This window comes from Microvirga sp. HS2 (assembly GCF_055792805.1).
On record NZ_JBVVAJ010000011.1, the window covers coordinates 1 to 22,826 of the forward strand.

Here is a 22,826-nt window from a genome sequence, read left to right on the forward strand (position 1 = left end):
GTAGGCGTCGGTGTGGCACACGCCGGTGGCCATCACCTCGACCAGGACCTCGCCCGCTTGCGGCCCCGCGAGCCGGATCGTCTCGATCGTCAGAGGCTTGCCTGCCTCCCACGCTACTGCGGCCCTGGTTTCCATGCTCGTTCTCCTTGCGATTCGGTGGGGGGAGTATGTGAACCTGCCTGACGGAAGGTCAATGGAAGGTACGCCCCGATCCCGGGCTTTCCAGAAGCGTCTTCCGCTCATATGTGTCCATGGACAATCAAAGGATCAGACCGTGCCCAATGTTCGCGCCGCCATCATTCCCGTTACGCCGTTTCAGCAGAACTGCACGCTGCTGTGGTGTGAGAAGACCAAGAAGGCGGCGGTGATCGATCCGGGCGGGGATCTGGAGCGTATCCGCGACGCCATCGCGCAGAGCGGCGTCACTGTGGAGAAGATTTTGCTGACCCATGGTCACATCGATCATGCGGCGGGTGCGGCAGATCTTCGCGACGAACTGGGAGTGAGGGTCGAAGGTCCGCATGAGGCGGACGACTTCCTGCTTCAGCACCTCCCCGAGCAGGGACAGGCTTATGGAATTCCCGCGCGCGCCGTCACGCCGGACCGCTGGCTTCATGAGGGCGATACGGTGACCATCGGCGAGCTCACTCTCGATGTTCTGCATTGCCCGGGACATTCGCCCGGCAGCGTTGTGCTGGTTTCGAAGGATGAGCGCTTCGCCGTCGTCGGCGACGTGCTGTTCCAGGGCTCGGTCGGTCGCGTGGATCTGCCCGGCGGAGACGGCAAGGCGTTGATCAGGTCGATCAAAGACAAGCTTCTGCCGCTCGGCGACGACATCGCCTTCATCTGCGGCCATGGCCCCATGAGCACCATCGGCCAGGAGCGGCAGACCAACCCGTTCCTGCAGGGCGATGGATTGATCTGAAAACAATAACGGCCCGGGAGCGATCCCGGGCCGTCTCTCTTTGCCCCTACGGCTCTTCGTTATTCCGCCGCCTGGACTATTGCGGCGCCCTTCAGACCCATGCGCTCCGCGACGCCGAGGCCATAGGCCTTGTCGGCGAGGTAGAAATGCACGATCTGGCGCTTCACGATCTCTTCCGGCACGCCCTGCATTGCTTCGGCGATATTGTCCATGAGCCGGTTCTGCTCCTCCGGCGTCATGAGGCGGAAGAGGTCGCCAGGCTGCTTGTAATCGTCGTTGCCCGCACGGTGATCGTAGCGGTCGGCATCGCCCGAAATCCTGAGCGGCGGCTCGGCAGCGCGGGCGGTCTGCATCGGGCCGTTGAAGGAATTCGGCTCGTAATAGGCGTCGCCCCGGTTCGGGATGTTGAACAGCATGCTGCCGTCGGCATGATAGTGATGGACCGGGCAGCGCGGACGGTTGACTGTTAGCGCCTCATAATGAGTGCCGACGCGATAGCGGTGCGCGTCCGCATAGGCGAAGATGCGGCCCTGCAGCATCTTGTCGGGCGAGAAGCCGATGCCCGGCACGATGTTGGATGGCGAGAAAGAGGACTGCTCCACTTCGGCGAAGTAATGCTGAGCATTGCGGCTGAGCTCAAGCACACCGACTTCGATCAGCGGGTATTCCGCATGCGGCCACACCTTCGTAACGTCGAAGGGATTGTACGAGGTTTTATCCGCATCCGTCTCGGGCATGATCTGCACGCAGAACTTCCAGCGCGGGAAATCGCCGCCTTCGATCGCTTCGTAGAGATCGCGCTGGGCGCTCTCGCGATCCTTGGCGACGACGGCCTCGGCTTCGCGGTTCGTCCAGGTCTTGATGCCCTGCATGGACTTGAAGTGAAACTTCACCCAGAAGCGCTCGCCGGCCTCATTGATGAGCGCATAGGTGTGCGAGCCGAAGCCGTGCATGAAGCGGTAGCCCTGGGGCAGGCCGCGATCCGAGAACAGGATCGTCACCTGGTGCAGGCTCTCGGGGCTGAGCGACCAGAAATCCCACATGGCGGTCGGTGAGCGCAGATTCGTCGAGGGATGGCGCTTCTGGGTGCGAATGAAGTCCGGGAACTTCAGCGGGTCGCGGATGAAGAACACCGGCGTGTTGTTGCCGACGATGTCCCAGTTGCCCTCTTCCGTGTAGACCTTGAGGGCAAAGCCGCGGACGTCGCGCTCGGCATCCGCGGCGCCGCGCTCACCGGCCACGGTCGAAAAGCGCAGAAAGACTTCTGTCGTCTTACCGATCTCGGAGAAGACCTTCGCCTTAGAGTACTGGGTGATGTCATTGGTGATGGTCAGCGTGCCATAGGCCGCCGAACCCTTTGCGTGCACCACGCGCTCGGGGATCCGTTCGCGATTCTGGTGCGCCAGCTTCTCGACGAGCTGGTAATCCTGTAGCAGAAGCGGGCCACGCTCGCCGGCGGACAGGCTGTTCTGGTTGTCGGCAATCGGCGCGCCGGCCGTAGTCGTCAGAGTTGTCGTCTTTGTCATGGTTGTCCCCTAGTGCGCGGCCAGAATGACGCCGGAAGCCCATCACGTCCAATCGCATTGATTGCCGCGGCCGATCAGATATTCTTATCGGCATCATGATCACACTGCGTCAGCTACGATATTTCGAGGCGCTCGCGCGTATGCGGCATTTCGGCATGGCGGCCGACCAATGCGCGGTGACGCAGCCGGCGCTCTCCATGCAGATCAAGGAACTGGAGCGGGAGCTCGGGGTCGAGCTGGTCGAGCGGCGAGGCAACGCCGTCGTGCTGACCCTGGCCGGACGGGACGTTGCCGAGCGGGCGGAGGCGATCCTCAGTCAGGTACGTGCATTGTCGGAGTTGGCATGTCAGCACCAGGGCGTGCTCTCCACCTCCATGCGTCTCGGGATCATTCCCTCTGTTGCACCTTATCTCCTCCCGGCAATTCTCACCGAGGTGGCACGGCAATATCCCAGGCTCGATCTCCAGATCCGTGAAACGCAGACCGACATCCTGCTGGACGAGCTTCTGCGCGGCGATCTCGACGCGGCGCTGATCGCGCTGCCTGCGCCGAATGCGCAGCTCGAGGGAATGCCTCTTTTCGACGATCGCTTTCTCGTGGCCGTGCAGGCGCAGGCGGCGGAGCAATGGAGTTCCCACGATCTGCATGAGCGTATCGGGCAGGAGCGTCTTCTGCTCTTGGAAGAGGGGCATTGCCTGCGCGATCAGGCGCTTCATTTTTGCCATATCGCCAACATGCAAGCGCGAAAGGCGCTTGGCGCGGCATCGCTCACGACCATCATGCAGATGGTGGCCGCAGGCCATGGCATTACGCTTCTGCCGGAGCTGTGCGCTGCGACAGAGGTCGACCGTCAGCGGGTGGCGCTCATTCCGTTCGCTGACGATCCGCCCAAGCGCACCCTTGGTCTCGTCTGGCGAAAGACGTCTGGGCGAAAGCAGGACTTCGCCGCCCTTGGCGAGCTCGTCAAGATGGTCAAGCATCGTGACCAAGGCACAGGACAATCTCCCGGTGCGTTGGAAGCAAGGGACAAGACAACCTTCACCGAACCCGCCAAGGAGAGCCGCAATGACGAATGAGAACACAATCCAGATTGCGGTCTGGAGCGATTATGTCTGCCCCTTCTGTTACCTCGAGCGACCTGTCCTCGAGAAGATCCAGAATGAGTTTGGCAGCCGGGTTCGGATCGACTGGCGCTCTTTCGAGCTTCGCCCCGAACCGGAGCCGACGCTCGACCCCAATGCGGAATACCTCCACCGTGTGTGGAACCAGTCGGTCTATCCGATGGCTCAGGATCGGGGCCTGCCCATCAAGCTGCCACCGGTTCAGCCGCGCAGCCGAAAGGCACATGAAGCGGCCGAATTCGCGCGCGAGGCAGGCCTGCTCGATGTCATGAACAAAGCGCTGTTCAAGGCCTTCTTCGAGGAAGGGCGGGATCTCGCCGATGCCGATACCCTGCTTGATATCGGCCAATCGGTCGGACTGGATCGCGATGATCTCCGTGAGGCTCTTGCCAGTGGACGCTATGTGCAGAGAGTTGTCGATGATCAGCACTTGGCACGGCAGATCGGTATTTCCGGCGTTCCCGCCTTGGTCGTCAGCGCGGGTCAGCAGGCGTATCTCATCTCTGGCGCTCAGCCTTATGAGACGGTGAAGGAGGTCATCGGTTATGCGACCGGCGAGAGCAAGGCTGCCATCTGATTCATCAGAAGGACCTTCCGGCTTGCACCGGAAGGTCCTTCCTATTCTTAGCAGTTGGCCTTAGCAGCCCGTGAGCTTCAACCGCTCCACTTCAAGCCCGAAGAGCGGACGCATCCGGGTGCCGATCACATTGCCGGCGAAGGCTGCGGCGAGCCAGACCCAGCCGTGCAGGCTGCCCGAGGCAATGCCGGAGAAATAGGCTCCGATGTTGCAGCCATAGGCGAGGCGCGCGCCATAGCCGAGGAGCAGGCCACCGCCGACGGCTGCTATGGCGGAGCGCAGCGGGATTTTCCATACCGGTGCGAAGCGCCCGGCGAGCGATGCCGCGAGCAGGGCGCCGAGGATGATGCCGAAATCCATTACCGTGGTGATATCGTTGAAGATGCTGCCATTGAGCTCGGCCAGACGTGCGGGAGAGGACCAGTAGGGCCAGCTCGCCACATCGAAGCCGATGGCGGCTGCGATCTTAGAACCCCACAGGGCGAAGGCGGAGGTGACACCCCACGGACGTCCAGCGAGATAAAGCGTGACGACATTCAGCAGCGCGAGGGCTACCGCACCCGCGACGATGGGCCAGGGCCCACGCAGAAAGCGGGCGAGGCCGAGGCGAGGCGAGGGCTTGGCCTCGACCAGCCTGCCGTGGCGGCGCTTCTCGAACACTACCGTGAGGGCGGCGATCAGCGCGAACGCGGCGAGTTGCACGGCTAGCGCGGTCCAGGGGCCCCACAGCTCCACGATCGAGATCTTCGGCAGGCTCGGCAGCGCCGTCCACCAATGCAGGTGCGCCGCGCCGATGGCGGAGCCTGCGATGAAGGTTGCGAGCGTGATCAGCATGCGGGTGGAGCCACCGCCCACGGTATAAAGCGTGCCGGAGGCGCAGCCGCCGCCGAGCTGCATGCCGACGCCGAAGATGAAGGCGCCGAAGATGACGCCGACCCCGGCGGGGGAGACATTGCCTGCGACAGGCTGGCCGAAGAGGGTTCCGGCGGCGAGAGCTGGAAAGAAGAGAATGGAAGTGATCGCCAGCATCACCATCTGGGCCCGAAGACCTTCGCCGCGCCGATCCGCGATGAAGACGCGCCAAGCGGAGGTAAAGCCGAAGGCGGCGTGATAGAGCAGCAGACCGAGCGCAGCGCCGAGCACGTAGAGCGCGGCCTGCTTGGGGGCAACGACGGTTCCGAGGAGCGCCGCTCCGCCGAGGATACCGGCTGTGGCGGCCAGCGAGGCTGGCGCATTGATGGCCAAGCTCGCGCGATTTCCTGCGGGAAGCGGCGAAGCCACGGCAGAGCTGGACATGGGAATTTCCTTGCTATGTCAATGGAAGATGGACAGGGATCTCGCGACCTGGAAATTGAACATGTGGTTCTTTTTAAAGAACGTCAATATGTGTATAATGAAAGATATTATCAGATTTATGATGTGAATTAGGCTTTGATCGCGACTGCTCATCCGCAGTCCGCTTCTCTGCCTCAAATCGCAAGGAGCGATCGCAACTATGTCCATCAAGCCCGACGTCCCCGCCGCTATCGGTCATACTCCGCTCATCAAACTCCGCCGCGCCTCCGAACTCACCGGATGCACCATTCTCGGCAAGGCCGAGTTCATGAACCCGGGACAATCGGTGAAGGATCGGGCGGCCCTCTTCATCATTCAGGATGCGGTGAAGCGCGGGCTGCTGAAACCCGGCGGCGTGATTGTGGAAGGAACCGCAGGCAATACAGGCATCGGGCTGGCCCTGGTCGCCAATGCCATGGGCTTCAGAACGGTCATCGTGATCCCTGAGACGCAGAGCCAGGAGAAAAAGGACATGCTGCGCCTCGCGGGCGCCGAACTCATCGAAGTGCCCGCGGTTCCTTATGCCAATCCCAACAATTACGTGAAGGTGTCGGGCCGTTTGGCGGAGCGCCTCGCCGCGACGGAGCCCAATGGAGCCATCTGGGCCAATCAGTTCGACAACGTGGCGAACCGCCAGGCGCATATCGAAACGACCGGGCCGGAGATCTGGGACCAGACCGAGGGCAAGGTCGACGGGTTCGTCAGCGCGGTCGGCACGGGTGGAACGCTCGCCGGCGTCGGCATGGCATTGAAGGAGCGCAATCCGAAGATCACGGTCGCGCTCGCGGATCCGATGGGCTCCGCCATCGCGAGCTGGGTCAACACGGGCGAACTCAAGGCAACCGGTACGTCGATCACCGAGGGCATCGGCCAGGGCCGGGTGACGAAGAACCTGGAGGGCGCGCCCATCGATGTGGCGTTCCAGATTCCCGACGAGGAGGCGCTACCGATCATTTTCGATCTGTTGGAGCATGAAGGCCTGTGCCTCGGCGGATCCTCGGGCATCAATGTTGCAGGAGCGATCCGCCTCGCGCGCCATCTCGGTCCTGGGCATACGGTCGTGACCGTGCTTTGCGATTACGGCACGCGCTACCAGTCGAAGCTCTTCAACCCCTCTTTCCTGCGCGGAAAGAATTTGCCCGTGCCTGAATGGCTGGAGCGCAAGAGCACGATCGATCCCGGGCTCGTGTAGAAGGTTGCAAGCAAACGCCGCGCCCGGTTTTTCGGTCGGACGCGGCGTTCGATCTACCAATGCGCTTTATGCGGCAGACGGCGTGCTGGCCTCCGGCATCTCGCCGTCCTCTGCCCGTTGCGGATGCGTGCGGGAGAGATTGACCGGCGGGCGTGTCGCTTGAACCGGTCCGTTCTTGGGAGCGGTCGTGACATTCGAAAGATCCGCTTGGATGCTCTCGAGGAGATCGATCATCCACAACTCGCTCGTGTCGATCTTGTCCCGCAGTGCGGATTTCGCGATGTCGACCTTTGCCGAGATCTCCATCGGGCTACGGGACTGCAGGGTGCTGAAATCCTGCTCGACAGTGGCGAGCTCGACCAGCAACTCGTCGCGGAGCGCCCGCTGTTCCTCGGCGGTGATCAGGGGCGAGTTCAGCATGCCGCGCAAGGCGGCCCAGCGCAAGCCGAGAGCGCTCACCGATTGCGTGCTGCTGAGATCTGCAAGTTTCTGTGTTTCAGCCACGAGATCATCCTTTAAAGGCTATGGATTCGAACCGTGACAGAAAGCGGGATTGTTGTGGCGTGAATCGGGCAGGTTCGAAGAAAAGCGCGCAGCGTACGACGTTTTCACGCGCCGTCAGCGAATGAAGAAATAAAGTGTCAGTGAAGCGCCCACGCCGATCACCAGCCAGCGGATCACGTTCGCGGGCAGGCGGCGTCCGAAAACAACGCCGAGATAGCCGCCGATCACGGATGCTGCGCCGACAATGAAGGTCTCGGGCCAGCTCACGAGACCCGCTGCAATGAACAGCACGACGGCGACGAGCTGGATCAGCGTGGAACAGAGATGCTTTGCCGAGTTGATGAGGTGAAAGTCGTCGCCTTCGGTGATCGCGAGCGCCGCCAGCATCACGATGCCCATTCCGGCACCGAAGAATCCGCCATAGATGGCGACGAGCGTTTGGAAGGCGAGACCTGTCGCCCAGGCACGGGTGGAGGGATGCTTGCCCTCGCTCTTTCCGATCCGGCGGGCGAGCGCCACGATGCGCGGGCTCGCGGCGAAGAGCGCGGTTGCGAACAGCAGCAGCCACGGCACGAGTTGGCGGAAGGCGTCATTGTTCGTGACGGTGAGAATGTAGGCGCCGCCCAGACCGCCGATCAGGCTCACCACGCCCAGAGCCGCGAAACGCCGGGCATTCGCAGCGAGCTCGCGACGGTAGGCCCAGGCGCTCGACAGATTGGCAGGCGTCACCGCTACCGCGCTCGTGGCATTGGCCACCACGGGAGGGAGGCCGGCCGCGACGAGGGCCGAGAAGGTAAAGAAGGTTCCGCCGCCGGCGATGGCGTTGACGAGACCGGCTGCAAGGCCCGAAGCCGCAAGAAGAGCCGCAGTGGTAAGTTCCATGGTCCGATCTGTCTGGTGAGGAAAAGGCAAGGGGGCTGGAATGGGGCAAATAGCACGCTGGCGCTCCCAGAGCCCATAGGGCGAAGGTCTAGAGCATTCTTCGGCGAAGTGGATCCAGTCCGCCGTCAATTTCCGGAAAAGCAAAGAAAAGAGCGGGTTCCATACAAGTGGAAGCAGCTCTAGAAGGCCGAAAGCGGCGAAAAGGCGCGCTTTAAGGCTGCAAAACCGGCGCTTTCCTGTGGATCGTAACGTGAGCGTCCATTGCTCTTCAGTCCGCGAAAGCGGATTTTAGAACACATGTCGAACGTCATCCCTCTCGCCCCACGCCTGAAACAGGCCAGACCCGCCCATTCGGAGGCGGAGGAGCGAGCGGCATTGGCCGCGGATCTCATCGACTTGGTCGAGCGCGTGCGCGAGATGACGGAGCATGTGGCGGCCCTTCCCGGCCCCTCTCTGCGAATCCAGCAGACCGCCCAGCAGCTTCTGGATGCCGGCACCGCTTTGGAGCGAGCCGTCGAATCGCTGACCGAGAACGGCGAGTGGGTGCCCTTCTGAGGGCGCCCCGGAAGTCCGTTCGGTTATCTCCCTTTTTGCTGCTTCATTTCAATGTCTCCAGGCGTTCGGCGGCTTGTGGCATTCCGAGCGCTTGGGCTCTCGTATAGAATTCCCGCGCCTTTCCCGGATCTCCACGAAGGCCCCTGACTCCAAGCTCCGACAGAACACGGGGGTCGAAGGTCTCGGCAAGCAGGAAGGCCGCCCGTGCATTGCCGTTCTTCAGCGATCGCTCGAGCAGGAGGCGGGCGCCGCTCACATCGCCTTTGCGGAAGAGTTCGTCTGCGCGGTTCGCCAGGCGGTCATCCGGCGCGACGGTCTGTGGGGGAGCGCTCGCCTTGACCTCCGGGACCGGCTTCGTCCCGGTCAGGACGGAAGCGACATCGGGCGTGGCGCTCGCCGACAGGGGGCGGATACTCTCGGGAAGTCGTGCGACCTCGATCAGAGCGCCCTCTTGCGCAGAAGGCGCGCCGTTACGAGGGGCGGCGCCGACCTGCTTGGGGGGCGGAGCGGTGGGGGCTGGTTCAGAAGCCGCTGCCTGCAGAATGACCGTGTTTGTCCTTGGTTCGACGGGCGCAGATTGCAGCACCAGCGCGACCGGCTTGCGTTCATTCGCCTCCTGGATCGCATGCAGGGCCTCGGTCGCATCGGAGAGCCTGCGCGCGAACTCGTCGGCCCTGGCCTGAGCCTGTGACAGGACATCTTCCAGCTCAGCGATGCGAGCCGCCGATTTCGCCTCTCTGTCCTTGATCTCACCGTCTTTAAAGGCGAGGAGGCTGCGCGCCTCCTCCCGCGCGCTGGCGAGTTGGCGTTCGGCCTCTTCACTGCGTTGGTGCTCTTGCTGCAGCCGAGCTTCCAGATCCGAAACCTCCCGTGACATCGACGAGCTGCTCGCCTCCTTGGCCGCTTGAAGCGTCCGATAATCCGCCTGAAGGCTTGCGAGCTCCTGCGCAATCGTCTCACGCTGCCGCTGCTCGTGCTGCAGGTCGTTCTGCAACTCGGACACCTTGAGTACGGCGGGAGATTCCGTATCAGCACCGGATGCGAGCACGTTGTACCGCTCCATGAGATCGCTCAGCGTCCGCGTGACCATGCCGCTATAGGACTGCTCATGATCCAGGGCTTCCTGAAGCTGCGCCAGATTGGCTGCGGCTGCCTGGGCAGGCACGTTTCCTTCCACAGGAGCGTCGCCCGGCAACCGGACGATTTGAAGGTCAAGACCTCGCAAGGTTGAAAGCAGGTTGGGATCCCGCAGGCTATTCACCAAGGCAATGGCGAGAGTGCCGGTCTCGATCGCCGCAGTCAGATTGCTTTCCGCTTGCTTCAGGTTGCCGTGTTCGATGGCGTCGCGAAGATCTGCCGCAAGGCGCTTCTGCTCAGCGGATGTCACCAGGATGGGAAGTAGGACGGACAGGTCGTCCACTCCTTCTGCTCCGATCACCGCGCTGCCACTTGCGGAAGGATCGATGCCACTGGCCGGAAGATTCTCCGCGCAAGCCGGGCCTGCAAGCGAGAGGCCGATCAATGAGATCGCCAGCCATTCGGTACAAGGGTTCGGAGAGCGAGAACGATATCGCTGATTCATGTCGGACCTCCTCGGGCAGTGCCCGAAGGCTGATGCGGCCTTCGGGATCGGTCCTGTCTGTCGTGCCTCCAGGAATGGCTATTCCTGTCGGGTGATCCTGCGGGCCGCCTTCTGGCGGTCGTTTCGCCAAGCCAGGAAGTCTCGGAAGAGAGCCTCCCGCTGTTCTTTCGAGACCGTCACACCCTTGCTCTGCATGAAAGTTTCGAAGGATTGCATCTCCGGCGACGAATGGCCGGCGGTGCCTGCGCGGTCGAGCCAATCCTGCGCAGCCCTGATGCGTTGCCAGCCAGGAACATCGGCGGCGAGGTTGACTTCCTTCCATTTCGGATGATGACCAGGCTGGAGGAATTCGTCGAACCGGGAGAAGAACGCATCCACGAAGCGCTTCACGCGATTATACCGGTCGGTATTCTCGGGCCAGTTGTAGACAGCGAGCAGACTGCCGACCGCCAAAGTATCGACGGGTTTATCCTGCTCCACGAGCTGCGGATAATCCGTGTTCTCGAATCGGGCGGGAAAATAGGAATCGGCGATTTCGCCCTCGAAAGGGATCGACAGAAGATGAAAGCGCCCGTCGGTCTGGAATTCCGCAATGGCGCGAACCGGACGCCCTGCGACGTAGAGAGCAGCCTCAATCTCCCCGGACTTGAGCTTCGCATAGGACGATGCCTGATCGAAGGTCGTTAATTCCGGCTTGATCCCGAGCTTCTCGAAGATGAGGCGCGCGGTCAGGTTGGTGCCGCTTCCCGCCTTGTCGATATTGACCTTCTTTCCGTCGAGCTGCCGAATATCCAGGATGTCGCGGCTGGCGATAAGGTGGACCTCTTCGTTGTAGAGCCGCGCGATGAAGCGCAGGCGTTGGGTCGCGTCATTCTGGAGGTTCTCGGCCTTCAGTTGCTCGCGGGCATCCATCTGCACGATGCCGATGTCCACACCGCGCAGAAACATGATGTCCTTCAGGTTCTGCAGCGATCCACGCCCGATCATGGGTAAGACGCGCAGATCGTCGTTGTCGAGCACGTTCGCGAGGTCCGCGGCAATTCGGATATAGGTGCCGTCGGCGCCGCCCGAGATGACCCCCAGAGTGCCCTTGTTGGCACGGGATGCGCTGAAGCCCGAGGCTGTCTGCGCGGAGACGCCTGTCATGATCGAGAGAAGTCCGGCCGCAACGATCGTTGCCTGAAATGCCCGCCGAATCAAAGGAGTGAGGGATAAAAAGTCATGAACCCGACCCGCCATTCGTCGTCCTCCCTGGGCCCGCCTTTGGCTGTTTTAACGTCTCAATCGTTCTGCTTAACAATTCAGTATTGTGAAAATAGTCTTGTTGAATCTGAGAAGCTCAACGAACGAATTTGGATCGTATGCTCGTTGAATTCTCGGTCAATTGTGTTTTAAGCCCGGATTAATACTCAAGAAGTGATAGAGAATAGCCATAAAGTAATACTTTTTATCTTTATATTCCTCTCTCGCGGTTCAATTCCTTAACGGAATGTCATGTCATACCCCTAGGTGCAGGCGAGCTTTTCCGCGCGGCTACTGAAAAATTGTTAGCAAGGCGGGGAAGTCTTAACGGTCCATTAACCATAAGCGTTCGAAATCGGGGGGTATTAAAGGAATTTGAACTCCCGTGACCATCGCCGTTCGCCCCCGTCCCGCTCTTCGCTTTCGTGGCAGGTCCTTCATGGCCCTGGTCCTCGCGCCTGAAGTGCCGCTGAGGGACTGGCTCGAGGACCTCGACGCCGTATCGAAGCGTTCGCCCGGATTTTTCTCCGGACGTCCGATCATTGCCGACGTTTCGAATCTCAAGCCCTCCAAGTCCGAGCTGAAGTTTCTCCTGGCCGCGTTCAAGATGCGCAATATCCGCATCGTCGGCCTAGAGGGCGCCGCGCCTGAGAATGTCGAGCCGGACATGCCGCAGCAGATCACCGGCGGCAAGCCTGCGGGCGAGATCGACATACCGGATGGGGTCGATGCCGCCGACGCGGCGGTTGCCGCCGTATCCTCGCTCGAGTATCAGCCGTCCGCCGAAAAGTCGCTGATGATCGAAGGATCCGTGCGTTCGGGCCAGTCGATCCTTCACCCGGAGGGCGACGTGACGGTACTCGGCTCCGTCGCTTCGGGCGCGGAGATTGTGGCGGGCGGCTCCATCCACATTTACGGCGCATTGCGCGGCCGCGCCATCGCGGGCTGCACAGGCAATTCCCGCGCCCGCATCTTCTGCAGAAAGTTCGAGGCCGAGCTGATCGCCATCGACGGTCTCTACAAGACTGCCGATGACCTCGGCTCAAAATTCCACGGTCAACCCATCCAGGTGAACCTGGATGGCGATTCGATCATCCTGCAAACCCTGGATTGATAGAGAGAAAGAGAGACGACAATGGCCAAAGTCTTGGTCGTAACATCCGGCAAAGGTGGCGTTGGCAAGACAACGTCCTCGGCAGCTCTGGGCGCGGCGCTGGCGCATGGCGGCGACAAGGTCGTCGTCATCGACTTCGACGTCGGCCTGCGCAATCTCGATCTCGTCATGGGCGCGGAGCGCCGCGTGGTGTTCGATCTCATCAATGTCGTGCAGGGCGATGCGAAGCTCTCGCAGGCCCTCATCCGCGACAAGCGGATCGAGAACCTGTCTCTGCTTCCTGCGTCGCAGACCCGTGACAAGGATGCCCTGACGGAAGAGGGCGTGGCCCGCGTTCTCGGCGAGCTGCGCGAGAAATTCGACTGGATCATCTGCGACAGCCCCGCCGGAATTGAGCGTGGCGCGACCATGGCCATGCGTCACGCGGATGTGGCGGTCGTGGTCACCAATCCGGAAGTATCCTCGGTGCGCGACTCCGACCGAATCATCGGCCTCCTCGATTCGAAGACCGAGAAGGCGGAGAACGGCGACCGCATCGAGAAGCACCTGCTGCTGACCCGCTACGATCCCGTGCGCGCCGAGCGCGGCGAGATGCTCAAAGTCGAAGACGTTCTGGAGATCCTCTCCATTCCGCTCATCGGAATCATCCCGGAAAGCGAAGAGGTTCTCAAGGCTTCCAACATGGGCTCGCCGGTGACTCTCAACAATCCCGCGAGCGCGCCAGGCCGTGCTTATTTTGACGCCGCACGTCGCCTCAAGGGCGAGACCCTCGAGATGACGATCCCGAGCGACAAGAAGGGCCTGTTCGGTAAATTGTTCGGACGGAGGGCTGCATGAGCCTCATGAGTTTCTTCAACCGCCGGTCCTCAGCGCCTGTCGCGCGCGAGCGCCTGCAGATCCTGCTGGCACATGAGCGTGGCGTCGTCGGCGGGCAGCCCGATCTGGTGGCGAAGCTGCGCGAGGAAATCCTCGCCGTCGTCCGCCGCCACGTGATGGTCGAGCACGACAACGTCCAAGTGAAGATGAACCGCGATGCGGACATCTCCACGCTCGAGATCGAAGTCGAGATTCCAGCGCCTGTCGGCGCACGCTGACGGACGTCTCACGACAAACGGACGGCCCTCTGCCAGCAGAGGGCCGTTTCGCTTATGGTTGTTTGCTCCACACGCCGATCTTCGCTTCGCGTGCTTTGTCCGCCGCAGCCTTGAGTTCCGGCGTGGCCTCTGCGGTGGGCTGCCCGCCGCCATTGAACAGAATAACGCGGGATAGATCCTGCTCGCCGACCCGGCAGCGGTAGGTATCGGCGCCGCCGGTGGGATCGCAGGTGACCTCGCGGCCTTGAAGGTAATTCGTCAGGTCTTCAGGCTTGCCGGCGCCAGGGGCCCATTCCACCCCAAACAGGCGAACGACTTCACCCTCCAGGGACAAGGTGGCCGTATCGATCACGTCCGGCACGCCGCGCAGGGTATGTCCGCCGGACGACCGGGTCGTGGGAGGCTGTGCTGTTGCAACCTGGCTGGAGGCCAGAGCGCCCGTTTCCGACGGTTCATCGATACTCGCTTGCGTAACGTTGCCGGGACGAAGGAGCAGGAAAGCGCCGAAGCCGAGGAGCAGCAGAACCGCCGCGACGAGACCCAGGGCGAAACCGGGGCGACGAGATACGGGCTTGTCCTGCAGATTGTCGAAGAACGCCTGAGCGCGATTCTTGGAATCCTCAAGGGAAGTGGCGACTCCCCTGCGAGCGCTCGCTACCGTGCCGGTACTCGCCAAGGTGCGGGACATCCTCTTGGACCAGCTATGGAAACGAACTTTTCCTTTGCGCCAACGGGCGAGCGCATGCGTTGCGAGCGATGGTCCCGGCGTGTTTTCAGGTTCCGGTTCGCCGGGATCGAGCTTCAGCCAGTCCCGTTTTCCGTCCCGCTCATCGGACGGTGATGGGTGATGCATCGGAGCCGATGCCGTCGCGGCGATAGCCGGGTTCGGCGCGGGCTGCCCTTTGAAGAGAACCGGATGGGCCGAGCGCAATTCGGCAATCAGATCTTGCAAGGTTAATGGAACCTGCTCTCCATTCTTTTCCGCCGTGCGCGGCTGCCCCGCGGAATCGATCACCGTGAGCCGAAGCTCCCCATCGACCCGCGAGGGGCGCAAGGACGATTCAATAATGAGCTCCAAAGCCCGCCGCGCATCGTCGGTGGGATTGAGCTTTTCAATCTCCGCATGGATGAGCGCGCGCATTTGCTCCCTCATCTGCACGGCATTGCCGACCGGAGTGTTGCCCAGATCTCTGGAAGTCTCGTGATGAGACGCGACATCACTCATTCGAGTTTCCCTCCAAAGCAAGCGTACGCTTGCGGGTCTGTTTGAGCAGGGTGCTGTGCTCCGCGACGATCACCGGCTTTTCGCCGATGAACTCTACGACAAGCTGAAGCGCGCCCGATCCTTCCGATGTCCGGCGCCGCTTCGGGTTGGTGGCGGTATAGTCGAAGACCGTATGCACGGTGCAGACCGTGCCGGCCGGGTTACAATCGGCGCCGATCGCGTCCTGACGGGGACGGTAATCGCGCTGGGGCCATCGCCGGGCAAAGCGCTGCTTTTCCTTGAACAGCCGCTCGAGGCTCATGGTTCGCCCATGGAAGAGAACCCGGGGCGCATAAAGCTCGGCCGTGGCGTCGAGCGCCACATCGTTCCGTGCCGACCATGAAGCCAGGTAATCGATAGCGAAGTTCTTGGCCGCATCCGCCCTCGAATGGCGTGGCTCGGGTCGCGGCTGTGACTGCGGTTCAGCCGCTTTCGTGCGCGGCTCCGCTTGTGTCTGTGGCGAAGGTTGCGGGGCGGCCTGCAGCGGCTGCGTCTCCGGACCCGGCGAGACGATGGGGAGCTTGGGAGACTGAGACGATTGGGACGGTTGGGCGGGTGGCTTGGGCACAGGCGCGGCGCTGCCGGCCGCCGGCGGGTCGACCCATGGCCTTGCCTCTTGGGCATAAGCCATCGGGCCGCCCGGGCACAGCAATGCGGCGATGGACAGCGTCGTTGTCAGAAACCGGGCCTTCTGCATGGAATTGTCCGAACAGCTTTCTCTCAGTCAGAAACGGTGACTGGGTAAAAGCGGGCTGGACGGTTCCAAGTTCCATCGGTCGCCAGGTTGGAGAAAGGGCGATCAGAGTTCCGCGACAGTGACGGAGGCAATGCCTGACAGGCCGATGGCCTGGGCCGAAGCGCGGGAAAGATCGATGACGCGCCCATGCGCGTAAGGGCCCCGGTCGTTGATGCGCACCACCACGGATTTTCCGGTGCGCTTGTTGACGACTCGCACCCGCGTGCCAAAGGGCAGGGTGCGGTGAGCGGCGGTCAAGTCATTGGTATTGAAGGTTTCGCCGCTTGCGGTCCGGCGCCCGTGGAAGCCGGGGCCGTACCAGGAAGCGCGGCCGCTCTGAACGACCTTGCTGGAGGATTTCGCCGGCTGCGCCTGCGCCAAGGTGGCGGGTGCGACAGCGATAGCAGAAAGAAGAACGGCAGCGAGTTTGAGTGTTGCCTTGCGTTGATCCACAATGCATCCCCTTGTTGTTATTGGAGGATGCGCAAAATGAAGGCTAATGGGGCAACAATGAGACCTTCATTGTTGTTGATCTTCCAATCACAACAATCGGATTTCTGAACATGCATTCATTGTATAGTTATATTGTATTGGGTATAGTTATATTGTATTGGCAATGATGTGAAAAATAGCCTGACCAAATCGGGTAAATCATGAGTGCATTGGGCTTGCTGAGCGCCTGTCTCAGGCCCATTCATCGGGAGCATAGTGCCGGTGTCGTCTTTGCACTTCTCATTCCGGCAGGATGAACCTCTAGTGGGCGGCATGTTACCTCCAGGCTCGCAGCGCACGCGTGCGGGCCTCTTTTTTGAGCTCTCCATGCCCGTTGCTTCCAAGGTCGCCGCAAGCGTGACGCCGTCCGAGATCGCTGACGAGCCCTTGCATGTGCAGGCTCAATCTCCGGTCCGAGGCATTCTGCTTCTCGTGGCATCGACCGTCTTCTTCTCCCTGTGCGATGTCATCACCAAATACCTGGCCGCCACATTGCCCGCGGTCGAGATCGCCTGGATCCGTTACGCGACCTTCGCCTGCATCGTCGTTCCGATGGTCGTTCTCAAGGGGGGCGGAGCCTTGTTTCGGGCCAAGCGTCCTGGTCTCCAGGTGCTGCGAAGCCTGGGGATCATCGGCTCGACGTTGTTCTTTACCCAAGGGCTGCGCTATCTGCCGGTCGCCGAATCGACGGCGATCTACTTCATCTCGCCCATCCTGATCATGGCGTTGTCGATCCTGTTCCTGGGCGAGACGGTCGGCTGGCGGCGCTGGCTGGCCGCTCTTGTCGGTCTCAGTGGCGTTCTGGTCGTCATCCGCCCCGGCACCGATGCGTTCCAGGCCACGGCGCTGCTGCCTCTGCTCGGCGCCACGAGCTGGGCCGCAGGTGCGGTGGTGACGCGCAAGATGAGCGGCAGCGATCATCCGCTGACGACCCTTGCCTATTCGGCCGTGCTGGGCTGCCTTGGCCTGCTCGCCCTGCTTCCCTTCAACTGGGTTACACCGACGGCCACCGAGGTCGGATTCGGCATTCTCATGGGATTGCTCTTCTCGGTCGGCCAGTGGCTCGTCGTGCTTGCCTACCGCTACGGCAATGCATCCGTGATCGCGCCGTTTTCCTATGTGCAGCTGATCTGGGCGGGAGGGCTCGGCTATCTGGTCTTCAGCGCATTGCCGGATAGCTGGACGATCGTGGGTGCCTGCATCATCGCGGCGAGCGGCCTCTATACGGCCTATCGGGAGCGGGTCCGCATGCTGCAGGCGCGCGGCAGGGGCTGACCCTTCAGGCGCCCGAGTGCACGACCCGCAGGCGTGGGCGGGCGGCGCGGCCGTAGAAGGTGAGCTCGACCCAATCCTCCACGATTCCGCCCTCGATCACGCGGTAGCCGAACTGTTCTGCCACGGCACGGACCTGGCCCAGGTTGGCTTTCGAGATGCGGCGGCTGAATTCGGAGACCTCTTGGCTCATCAGCACGGCCAGCATGCCAACCTCGACGCCCTGGGCGAAATCGACGCTGCGGGCTGGAAAACGGAGCCGCAACCCCTCGGCAAGGTGGATGTGATGCATGTTATTCTGTTCACTTCACGACGCTTCGGAAGGGTTATTGCGCACAACATCCTACTTCTTGTTTAAAGCGGCACGATTCCCGGCGCTCCGTGAACAGGGCGCAGGACCTCGCTGGATCCGAACGGCCCTGACGGCATTTATTCTTTCACAGGCTTTGCGGTTGGCCGTGTCGGATGGCGAGGAACGTGAAATGAAGCTCCAGGCAGCAGGTATTGTGCTCGTGGCGGGTCTCCTGGCCCAGGAGGCCCAGGCGGCCGACATGGCGCAAATGACAGTGACCAGAACCGCTCGCGTGACCCGGATCGCGCCGGTCGTGCCGGAGCGAGCCATCGCGCGATTGGCGGATCAGGGGCTCGGCTATTCCGTGCTGCACGAAGCCGTCGGCGTGCCGCAGCGGGGCTACCGCGTGCATGTGACCTGCACCATCACGGAGACCTTCTCGCAGACCTACTGTCCGACCCCGGCCTACATATCCTATTGCCCGAGCGCCAAGATCATCTGCCGCTAAGGCACGGATCGAGGCGAAGATCACCGTGATTTACGGGGCGATCTTGGAAAATTCAGGAGTAGTTTTCCGGCGTACAGCCAGGGTTTTGTCTCTGCGGAGGTCGGCCTGATCCAGATTACTTTCGTCGGAGGCCTTGTAATCGGTCGATGACGGCTCTAAGTATTTCTTATCGACATTTGGCCGGACAATCGGGCTGTTTCGCCTTGGCATGCCAGGCGCACGTTCAGACACTCTTCCAAACATCGACGAACCGAGCGAGCGCTCGTGCTTTTGCGCGCGCTGGCTCACGTGCACTGATGCATAAACCAAGGATGCTTCCATGATTACGGGAACCGTTAAGTTCTACAACGACCAAAAAGGCTTCGGCTTCATTCAGCCGGACAACGGCGACAAGGACGTGTTCGTCCACGCCACCGCGCTCGAGCGCGCCGGCATCCGCGGCCTTCGCGAAGGTCAGAAGGTGTCCTTCGACACGGCTGAAGACCGTCGTTCCGGCAAGGTCGCCGTCAACAACATCCAGACGGCTTAATTCCAGCCTCTTTATCGGGCAGCGTGTACGTCACGCTGCCCGTCAAAGCCGCCCTTCGGGAGCGGCTTTTTTGTTTCGATGAAAGGAATGTCTCTATGGCCAAAGAAGAACTGATCACATTCGAGGGCGAAGTCATCGAGATCCTGCCGGATTCCCGTTACCGCGTGAAGCTGGAGAGCGGCCACGAGATCGTCGCCTACACGGCCGGCAAGATGAAGAAGAATCGGATCAAGACCCTTGCAGGGGACCGTGTCACTGTCGAGATGTCGCCCTACGATCTCGATAAGGGCCGGCTCATTTTCCGTCACAAGGACAGCGGATCAGGCGGCCCCCGCCCTGCGGCGCGTCGCCCGCAGTTTCGTCGCCGATAAACCGCATCGGCTGAGCATCTCAGCCCAGAGAAGAGGAAAGATGTCCGAAAAGACTTGGACGTTCGAGGCCGGCGATCTGGTGCCGGAATGGCTCATGCGCCAGACCAATTGCGTGCTGCGGTTCGGGAGGGACGCGGTCGTTGTCGAGAGCAACAGCGAGTTCCAGATCTACCCGGCCAGCGCCATGGGGGACGACGACACGATGGTGCTGGCCGAAATCATCGACCAGCAGATCGATGCGGAAGTCGAGCATACTCTGCCGATCAAGGCCCATACCATGCCTCGGGCCATGTCTCTCAACTGATCGCGGCAGTGACTTTCATGGGCCGTAAGGCCCCCGGGCCGCTGGCCCATCCCGCCGGGGCCGTTCGAGGCTTACCTTTCGGGCTGCGGCGTAATAAGAACACGGCTCGTTCAGCGTGGACCGAGCAGCTTTGCAAGACATGATATCGACCGGCGTCTATGGAACGCCTCCGGCGGAATTGGCCGAAGCGCCCGCAAACAGCATCCAGTTTTCCCCCCTTGTTCCCGGCTCGGGAAAGCTGGAGGATCAGGCTGAAGGGGCCTTGACGGAGATGGTGCTGCTTGCACCTCCCGGAACCGTCGAGCGGCGCTACACCACCGCACTGGCGCTGCGGGCGCTCGCTCCCGGCGGCGTTCTCACGGCTCTCGCGCCCAAGGACAAGGGCGGCTCACGGCTCGCCAAGGAGTTGAAGGCCTTCGGCTGTTCGATCAGCGAAGAGTCCCGCCGGCACTACCGCATCTGCTCCGCTGAGAGGCCCGCACGGCTTACAGGAATCGACGACGCCATTTCCGAGGGAGCGCCGCGCTTCGATGAGGAATTGCGGGTGTGGACACAGCCGGGCGTGTTCAGCTGGAATCGTTTGGACCCCGGGACCGCTCTTCTCCAACAGCATCTGCCGTCACTGGCCGGCCGGGGAGCCGATTTCGGCTGCGGCGTCGGAACCCTCTCCCAGACGGTTCTCCTCTCGCCCAAAGTGACGCATCTGGTGATGCTGGATATCGATCGCCGGGCTACCGAGATGGCCGCTCGCAACGTCGAAGACACGCGTGCCGAGATCCGCTGGGCGGATCTGCGCTCAGGCGTACACCTCGGCGGCCTCGACTTCGTGGTGATGAACCCGCCGTTCCACGATGGCGGGGCCGAGGACCAGAGCCTGGGTCAGACCTTCATCCGCAAGGCCGCCGAAGCTCTGCGCCCGGGCGGTGTGCTCTGGCTGGTCGCCAACCGCCACCTGCCTTACGAGGGCGTGCTGAAGCCCCTGTTCAAGCGCGTGACGCTTCACGCAGAGGCAGGCGGCTATAAAGTTTACGAGGCTCAGAAATGAGCAAGACACCCACGCTCCGCCTCGATCGGTTGCTCGCCAATATGGGCTATGGTTCGCGCCGCGAGGTACAGCAGCTCGTCTATGCCGGCCTCGTCACCCTCGACGGTGAGACGGTGGACGACGCGGATGAGCGCATCGCTGTCACACGCGATCTCCCCGAGCGCATGCTCGTTCGCGGCAAGCCCCTCGACCCGCCGCCGGGCCTCGCCTTGATGCTGCACAAGCCGCTCGGGGTCACTTGCTCTCATAAGGAGGCGGGCCCTCTGGTCTATGGGCTCCTGCCCGAGCGCTGGCGCCGTCGTGACCCGGCCATCTCCACCATCGGTCGCCTCGACAAGGACACCTCCGGGCTCCTGCTCATGACCGATGACGGGGGCTTGCTGCACAGGATCATCTCCCCGCGCGCGCAGGTTTCAAAGCGTTATCTCGTCACTCTCGCACGCCCCCTGCGAGGAGACGAGGCCGAGATCTTCGCCTCCGGCACCCTCATGCTGGAGGGCGAGGACAAGCCGCTCCTGCCCGCGACCATGAAAGCGCTGTCTGAACAAAGCGCCCATCTCACGATTGCTGAAGGACGCTACCATCAGGTCCGCCGGATGTTCGCGGCTTTGGGCAATCACGTGACGGCTCTGCATCGCGACAGGATCGGGGACCTGGATCTGCCCGCGGATCTCGAGCCTGGGCAATACAGGCTCCTGACCGAGGCCGATCTGTGTCTGATCCTGCCACCCGCGAAAGGGCACAAAGGATAAATTTTTCCCAGGTTGCCCGTGGGTTACTGATCGGCTAGGTCTAGACTAGGCCGAGTGCCTCAAGCCCCTTAGCTCAGCTGGATAAAGTATTGGCCCAGCCCCGCATTTTCCGTTTCATCGCGCAGGCATTGCTGGGGCTGCTGCTCCTGGCATGGCTTCCTGCCGACGGGAATGCGCTGGAGAGCCCTTTCCTGCCCCAGGTCGAGGAGGCTCTGTCCTTTACGGATCTCTCCGACAGTGGCGAGCGCGACCAGGAGACATTTCGGGATCGATGGAGCGATGGGGACGAGCCATTCCCCCTCGCGGTCTTTCGTTCGATTGCCGGCGTGCGGGGGCGGGTATTCACCCGCGGCCTGCCGGATGCACTTCTGATCCTCGATCTCCTTGAGGCTTGGCGCGCAACGGGGCCTCCGGCTCTCGCTGCCTGAACTCACCCGGACGTGCCGTTTCAACGGCCGCCGGTCGCTCGCATGCGCCTCCTGACTGGAGCGCAGCCGTCTCTTCCCCGAACCGTTTGAACCGCCGGCGTCATTGATGACAGCTGGTCTGTCTGGCCCGCGGGATCATCGGTTCTTTGCTCTTCGAGCATTCAGCAAGTTTTCGCTATGGAAGCCTTTCTCCCTCAAATTCTCAAAGTTCTCGGCATTATCTGGATCAATGTCATCCTCTCCGGCGACAATGCCGTGGTCATCGCGTTGGCGTGCCGCGGTCTCCCGCAGGACAAACGCCGTCTCGGAATGATTCTTGGGTCTGCCGTCGCGGTTGGCCTGCGAATCATCTTTACCGTGATCGTCGCAGCGCTCCTGTCGACCCCCTTCCTCAAGATCATTGGCGGTCTGCTCCTTCTCTGGATCGCCGTGAAGTTGCTCGGGGGAGAGGACGACGAAGGGTCGGTAAAGGAGACGGATCGTCTTCTACATGCCGTCTGGACGATCGCGGTCGCCGATGCCGTCATGAGCCTCGACAATGTCCTGGCCATCGCAGCTGTCGCCCAGGACTCGACATTCCTGCTCATCCTCGGGTTGGCGATCTCGATCCCGCTCATCGTGGCTGGAGCGGCCCTCATCATGATGCTTCTGGACCGCTTGCCATTTCTGGTCTGGGCCGGGGCGGCCCTCCTGGGCTGGGTTGCGGGCGAGATGCTGATTTCCGATCCGTGGCTTGTGAGTCAGCTTGGAGAGAATTTCAGCCACAAGGCTGAGATTCCGACGGCGATTCTCGGAGCGCTCCTCGTGCTGGCCGTGGGCTATGTCGTACGCCAGCGGGCGGCGCGCGAGGCGTAGCGCCAGTATCGGGCGAGGGAGCCGCTGAGGTAGCTTCCTCGTCAGAGGTTGTCTTGGAGCTTCTAATCAGGTAGGGAAGAGATCAGGCCTGTCGCCTCAAGCACCCGTAGCTCAGCTGGATAGAGCGTTGCCCTCCGAAGGCAAAGGTCACACGTTCGAATCGTGTCGGGTGCGCCACTTCTAAATCGCTGAAATTCAATAGATTTTCCCCAAGGCCAGCTCTTCGAACTCCTGCCAATGGCCGAGCCGACGTATCGTTTCTCACAGCGACATATCTAACCTCCAGTCTCTTCCGGGATACTCCCTTCCGTCCGAGCTATTGTCCCGTT

The 22,826-nt window shown here is 61.8% G+C and carries 27 protein-coding genes, 1 tRNA gene and 1 pseudogene; 18 read left to right on the forward strand and 11 right to left on the reverse strand.

The genetic code is table 11. The features are described 5' to 3' along the window. A pseudogene (locus ACS5Q0_RS11810) lies at positions 1-135 on the reverse strand (S-(hydroxymethyl)glutathione dehydrogenase); the annotation flags it as partial. A gap of 139 nt (positions 136-274) precedes the next feature. Between ACS5Q0_RS11810 and ACS5Q0_RS11815 the strand changes: the two are divergent. After that, positions 275-925, forward strand: coding sequence for an MBL fold metallo-hydrolase (locus ACS5Q0_RS11815; RefSeq protein ID WP_473126831.1), 651 nt, complete (start codon positions 275-277; stop codon positions 923-925). Positions 926-984: 59 nt separating this feature from the next. On the opposite strand, the gene ACS5Q0_RS11820 is transcribed toward ACS5Q0_RS11815, so the two are convergent. Further along, positions 985-2,451, reverse strand: coding sequence for a catalase (locus ACS5Q0_RS11820; RefSeq protein WP_473126832.1), 1,467 nt, complete (start codon positions 2,449-2,451; stop codon positions 985-987). 95 nt (positions 2,452-2,546) lie between these two features. Between ACS5Q0_RS11820 and ACS5Q0_RS11825 the strand changes: the two genes are divergently transcribed. Both ACS5Q0_RS11825 and ACS5Q0_RS11830 read left to right on the forward strand, forming a co-directional pair. After that, positions 2,547-3,527, forward strand: a complete 981-nt coding sequence (locus ACS5Q0_RS11825; protein WP_473126833.1) for a LysR substrate-binding domain-containing protein — start codon at positions 2,547-2,549, stop codon at positions 3,525-3,527. Further along, positions 3,517-4,149: a DsbA family oxidoreductase gene (locus ACS5Q0_RS11830; RefSeq protein WP_473126834.1), complete on the forward strand. Its 633-nt coding sequence runs from the start codon at positions 3,517-3,519 to the stop codon at positions 4,147-4,149. The genes ACS5Q0_RS11825 and ACS5Q0_RS11830 overlap by 11 nt, the downstream gene beginning before the upstream one ends. Positions 4,150-4,209: 60 nt before the next feature. Here ACS5Q0_RS11830 and ACS5Q0_RS11835 read toward each other — a convergent pair whose 3' ends face one another. Then, positions 4,210-5,445, reverse strand: coding sequence for a YeeE/YedE family protein (locus ACS5Q0_RS11835; protein WP_473126835.1), 1,236 nt, complete (start codon positions 5,443-5,445; stop codon positions 4,210-4,212). 199 nt (positions 5,446-5,644) lie between these two features. On the opposite strand from ACS5Q0_RS11835, the gene ACS5Q0_RS11840 reads away from it, so the two are divergent. Next, positions 5,645-6,676: a cysteine synthase A gene (locus ACS5Q0_RS11840; protein ID WP_473126836.1), complete on the forward strand. Its 1,032-nt coding sequence runs from the start codon at positions 5,645-5,647 to the stop codon at positions 6,674-6,676. A gap of 66 nt (positions 6,677-6,742) precedes the next feature. On the opposite strand, the gene ACS5Q0_RS11845 is transcribed toward ACS5Q0_RS11840, so the two are convergent. Beyond that, positions 6,743-7,180: a hypothetical protein gene (locus ACS5Q0_RS11845; RefSeq protein WP_473126837.1), complete on the reverse strand. Its 438-nt coding sequence runs from the start codon at positions 7,178-7,180 to the stop codon at positions 6,743-6,745. 114 nt (positions 7,181-7,294) lie between these two features. Further along, the gene (locus ACS5Q0_RS11850; RefSeq protein WP_473126838.1) at positions 7,295-8,062 is read right to left on the reverse strand and encodes a sulfite exporter TauE/SafE family protein; all 768 of its coding nucleotides are present in this window, start codon (positions 8,060-8,062) and stop codon (positions 7,295-7,297) included. A 297-nt stretch (positions 8,063-8,359) separates the two neighbouring features. Between ACS5Q0_RS11850 and ACS5Q0_RS11855 the strand changes: the two genes are divergently transcribed. Further along, entirely contained in the window at positions 8,360-8,617 is a 258-nt protein-coding gene (locus ACS5Q0_RS11855; protein WP_473126839.1) for a hypothetical protein, read from the forward strand. A gap of 43 nt (positions 8,618-8,660) precedes the next feature. Here the strand turns inward: ACS5Q0_RS11855 and ACS5Q0_RS11860 are convergent, their stop codons facing one another. Both ACS5Q0_RS11860 and ACS5Q0_RS11865 read right to left on the reverse strand, forming a co-directional pair. Further along, complete coding sequence (locus ACS5Q0_RS11860) at positions 8,661-10,199, reverse strand: serine/threonine-protein kinase (protein ID WP_473126840.1); 1,539 nt, start codon at positions 10,197-10,199, stop codon at positions 8,661-8,663. Positions 10,200-10,277: 78 nt separating this feature from the next. Next, on the reverse strand, positions 10,278-11,399 hold the full coding sequence (locus ACS5Q0_RS11865) for a TAXI family TRAP transporter solute-binding subunit (protein ID WP_473126972.1): 1,122 nt from the start codon (positions 11,397-11,399) through the stop codon (positions 10,278-10,280). A 481-nt stretch (positions 11,400-11,880) separates the two neighbouring features. Between ACS5Q0_RS11865 and minC the strand changes: the two genes are divergently transcribed. The 3 genes from minC to minE are packed head-to-tail and all read left to right on the forward strand — an operon-like array spanning position 11,881 to position 13,649. Continuing rightward, the gene (gene minC / locus ACS5Q0_RS11870; protein WP_473126841.1) at positions 11,881-12,555 is read left to right on the forward strand and encodes a septum site-determining protein MinC; all 675 of its coding nucleotides are present in this window, start codon (positions 11,881-11,883) and stop codon (positions 12,553-12,555) included. 21 nt (positions 12,556-12,576) lie between these two features. After that, a complete protein-coding gene (gene minD / locus ACS5Q0_RS11875; protein WP_473126842.1) occupies positions 12,577-13,392 on the forward strand; it encodes a septum site-determining protein MinD in 816 nt (271 codons plus the stop codon). Further along, a complete protein-coding gene (gene minE / locus ACS5Q0_RS11880; protein WP_473126843.1) occupies positions 13,389-13,649 on the forward strand; it encodes a cell division topological specificity factor MinE in 261 nt (86 codons plus the stop codon). Before minD ends, minE begins: the two co-directional genes overlap by 4 nt. 52 nt (positions 13,650-13,701) lie before the next feature. On the opposite strand, the gene ACS5Q0_RS11885 is transcribed toward minE, so the two are convergent. From ACS5Q0_RS11885 to ACS5Q0_RS11895, 3 genes are all read right to left on the reverse strand, one after another. Continuing rightward, on the reverse strand, positions 13,702-14,874 hold the full coding sequence (locus tag ACS5Q0_RS11885; protein WP_473126844.1) for a thermonuclease family protein: 1,173 nt from the start codon (positions 14,872-14,874) through the stop codon (positions 13,702-13,704). Next, a complete protein-coding gene (locus ACS5Q0_RS11890; RefSeq protein WP_473126845.1) occupies positions 14,867-15,610 on the reverse strand; it encodes a hypothetical protein in 744 nt (247 codons plus the stop codon). Before ACS5Q0_RS11890 ends, ACS5Q0_RS11885 begins: the two co-directional genes overlap by 8 nt. A gap of 102 nt (positions 15,611-15,712) precedes the next feature. Further along, positions 15,713-16,030 (reverse strand): septal ring lytic transglycosylase RlpA family protein, encoded by a 318-nt coding sequence (locus tag ACS5Q0_RS11895; RefSeq protein ID WP_473126973.1) that lies wholly within the window; start codon positions 16,028-16,030, stop codon positions 15,713-15,715. A 438-nt stretch (positions 16,031-16,468) separates the two neighbouring features. Here ACS5Q0_RS11895 and ACS5Q0_RS11900 point away from each other — a divergent pair, with 438 nt between their 5' ends. Further along, on the forward strand, positions 16,469-17,416 hold the full coding sequence (locus ACS5Q0_RS11900) for a DMT family transporter (RefSeq protein WP_473126846.1): 948 nt from the start codon (positions 16,469-16,471) through the stop codon (positions 17,414-17,416). 4 nt (positions 17,417-17,420) lie between these two features. Here the strand turns inward: ACS5Q0_RS11900 and ACS5Q0_RS11905 are convergent, their stop codons facing one another. Further along, entirely contained in the window at positions 17,421-17,705 is a 285-nt protein-coding gene (locus tag ACS5Q0_RS11905; RefSeq protein WP_473126847.1) for a hypothetical protein, read from the reverse strand. 190 nt (positions 17,706-17,895) lie between these two features. Between ACS5Q0_RS11905 and ACS5Q0_RS11910 the strand changes: the two genes are divergently transcribed. The 9 genes from ACS5Q0_RS11910 to ACS5Q0_RS11950 all read left to right on the forward strand — a co-directional run bounded on the left by ACS5Q0_RS11910 (position 17,896) and on the right by ACS5Q0_RS11950 (position 22,674). Then, the gene (locus tag ACS5Q0_RS11910) at positions 17,896-18,213 is read left to right on the forward strand and encodes a hypothetical protein (protein ID WP_473126848.1); all 318 of its coding nucleotides are present in this window, start codon (positions 17,896-17,898) and stop codon (positions 18,211-18,213) included. 319 nt (positions 18,214-18,532) lie between these two features. Further along, positions 18,533-18,742, forward strand: coding sequence for a cold-shock protein (locus ACS5Q0_RS11915; RefSeq protein ID WP_116528134.1), 210 nt, complete (start codon positions 18,533-18,535; stop codon positions 18,740-18,742). A 95-nt stretch (positions 18,743-18,837) separates the two neighbouring features. After that, on the forward strand, positions 18,838-19,113 hold the full coding sequence (infA, locus tag ACS5Q0_RS11920; protein WP_473126849.1) for a translation initiation factor IF-1: 276 nt from the start codon (positions 18,838-18,840) through the stop codon (positions 19,111-19,113). A gap of 40 nt (positions 19,114-19,153) precedes the next feature. Then, the gene (locus ACS5Q0_RS11925) at positions 19,154-19,417 is read left to right on the forward strand and encodes a hypothetical protein (protein ID WP_473126850.1); all 264 of its coding nucleotides are present in this window, start codon (positions 19,154-19,156) and stop codon (positions 19,415-19,417) included. 139 nt (positions 19,418-19,556) lie between these two features. Beyond that, on the forward strand, positions 19,557-20,462 hold the full coding sequence (locus ACS5Q0_RS11930) for a class I SAM-dependent methyltransferase (RefSeq protein WP_473126851.1): 906 nt from the start codon (positions 19,557-19,559) through the stop codon (positions 20,460-20,462). Then, positions 20,459-21,214: a pseudouridine synthase gene (locus ACS5Q0_RS11935; RefSeq protein ID WP_473126852.1), complete on the forward strand. Its 756-nt coding sequence runs from the start codon at positions 20,459-20,461 to the stop codon at positions 21,212-21,214. The genes ACS5Q0_RS11930 and ACS5Q0_RS11935 overlap by 4 nt, the downstream gene beginning before the upstream one ends. A gap of 89 nt (positions 21,215-21,303) precedes the next feature. Beyond that, entirely contained in the window at positions 21,304-21,642 is a 339-nt protein-coding gene (locus ACS5Q0_RS11940) for a hypothetical protein (protein ID WP_473126853.1), read from the forward strand. 177 nt (positions 21,643-21,819) lie between these two features. Then, on the forward strand, positions 21,820-22,497 hold the full coding sequence (locus tag ACS5Q0_RS11945) for a TerC family protein (protein WP_473126854.1): 678 nt from the start codon (positions 21,820-21,822) through the stop codon (positions 22,495-22,497). Between the two features lie 100 nt (positions 22,498-22,597). Further along, a tRNA-Arg gene (locus ACS5Q0_RS11950) sits at positions 22,598-22,674 on the forward strand. Positions 22,675-22,826 lie beyond the last annotated feature (152 nt).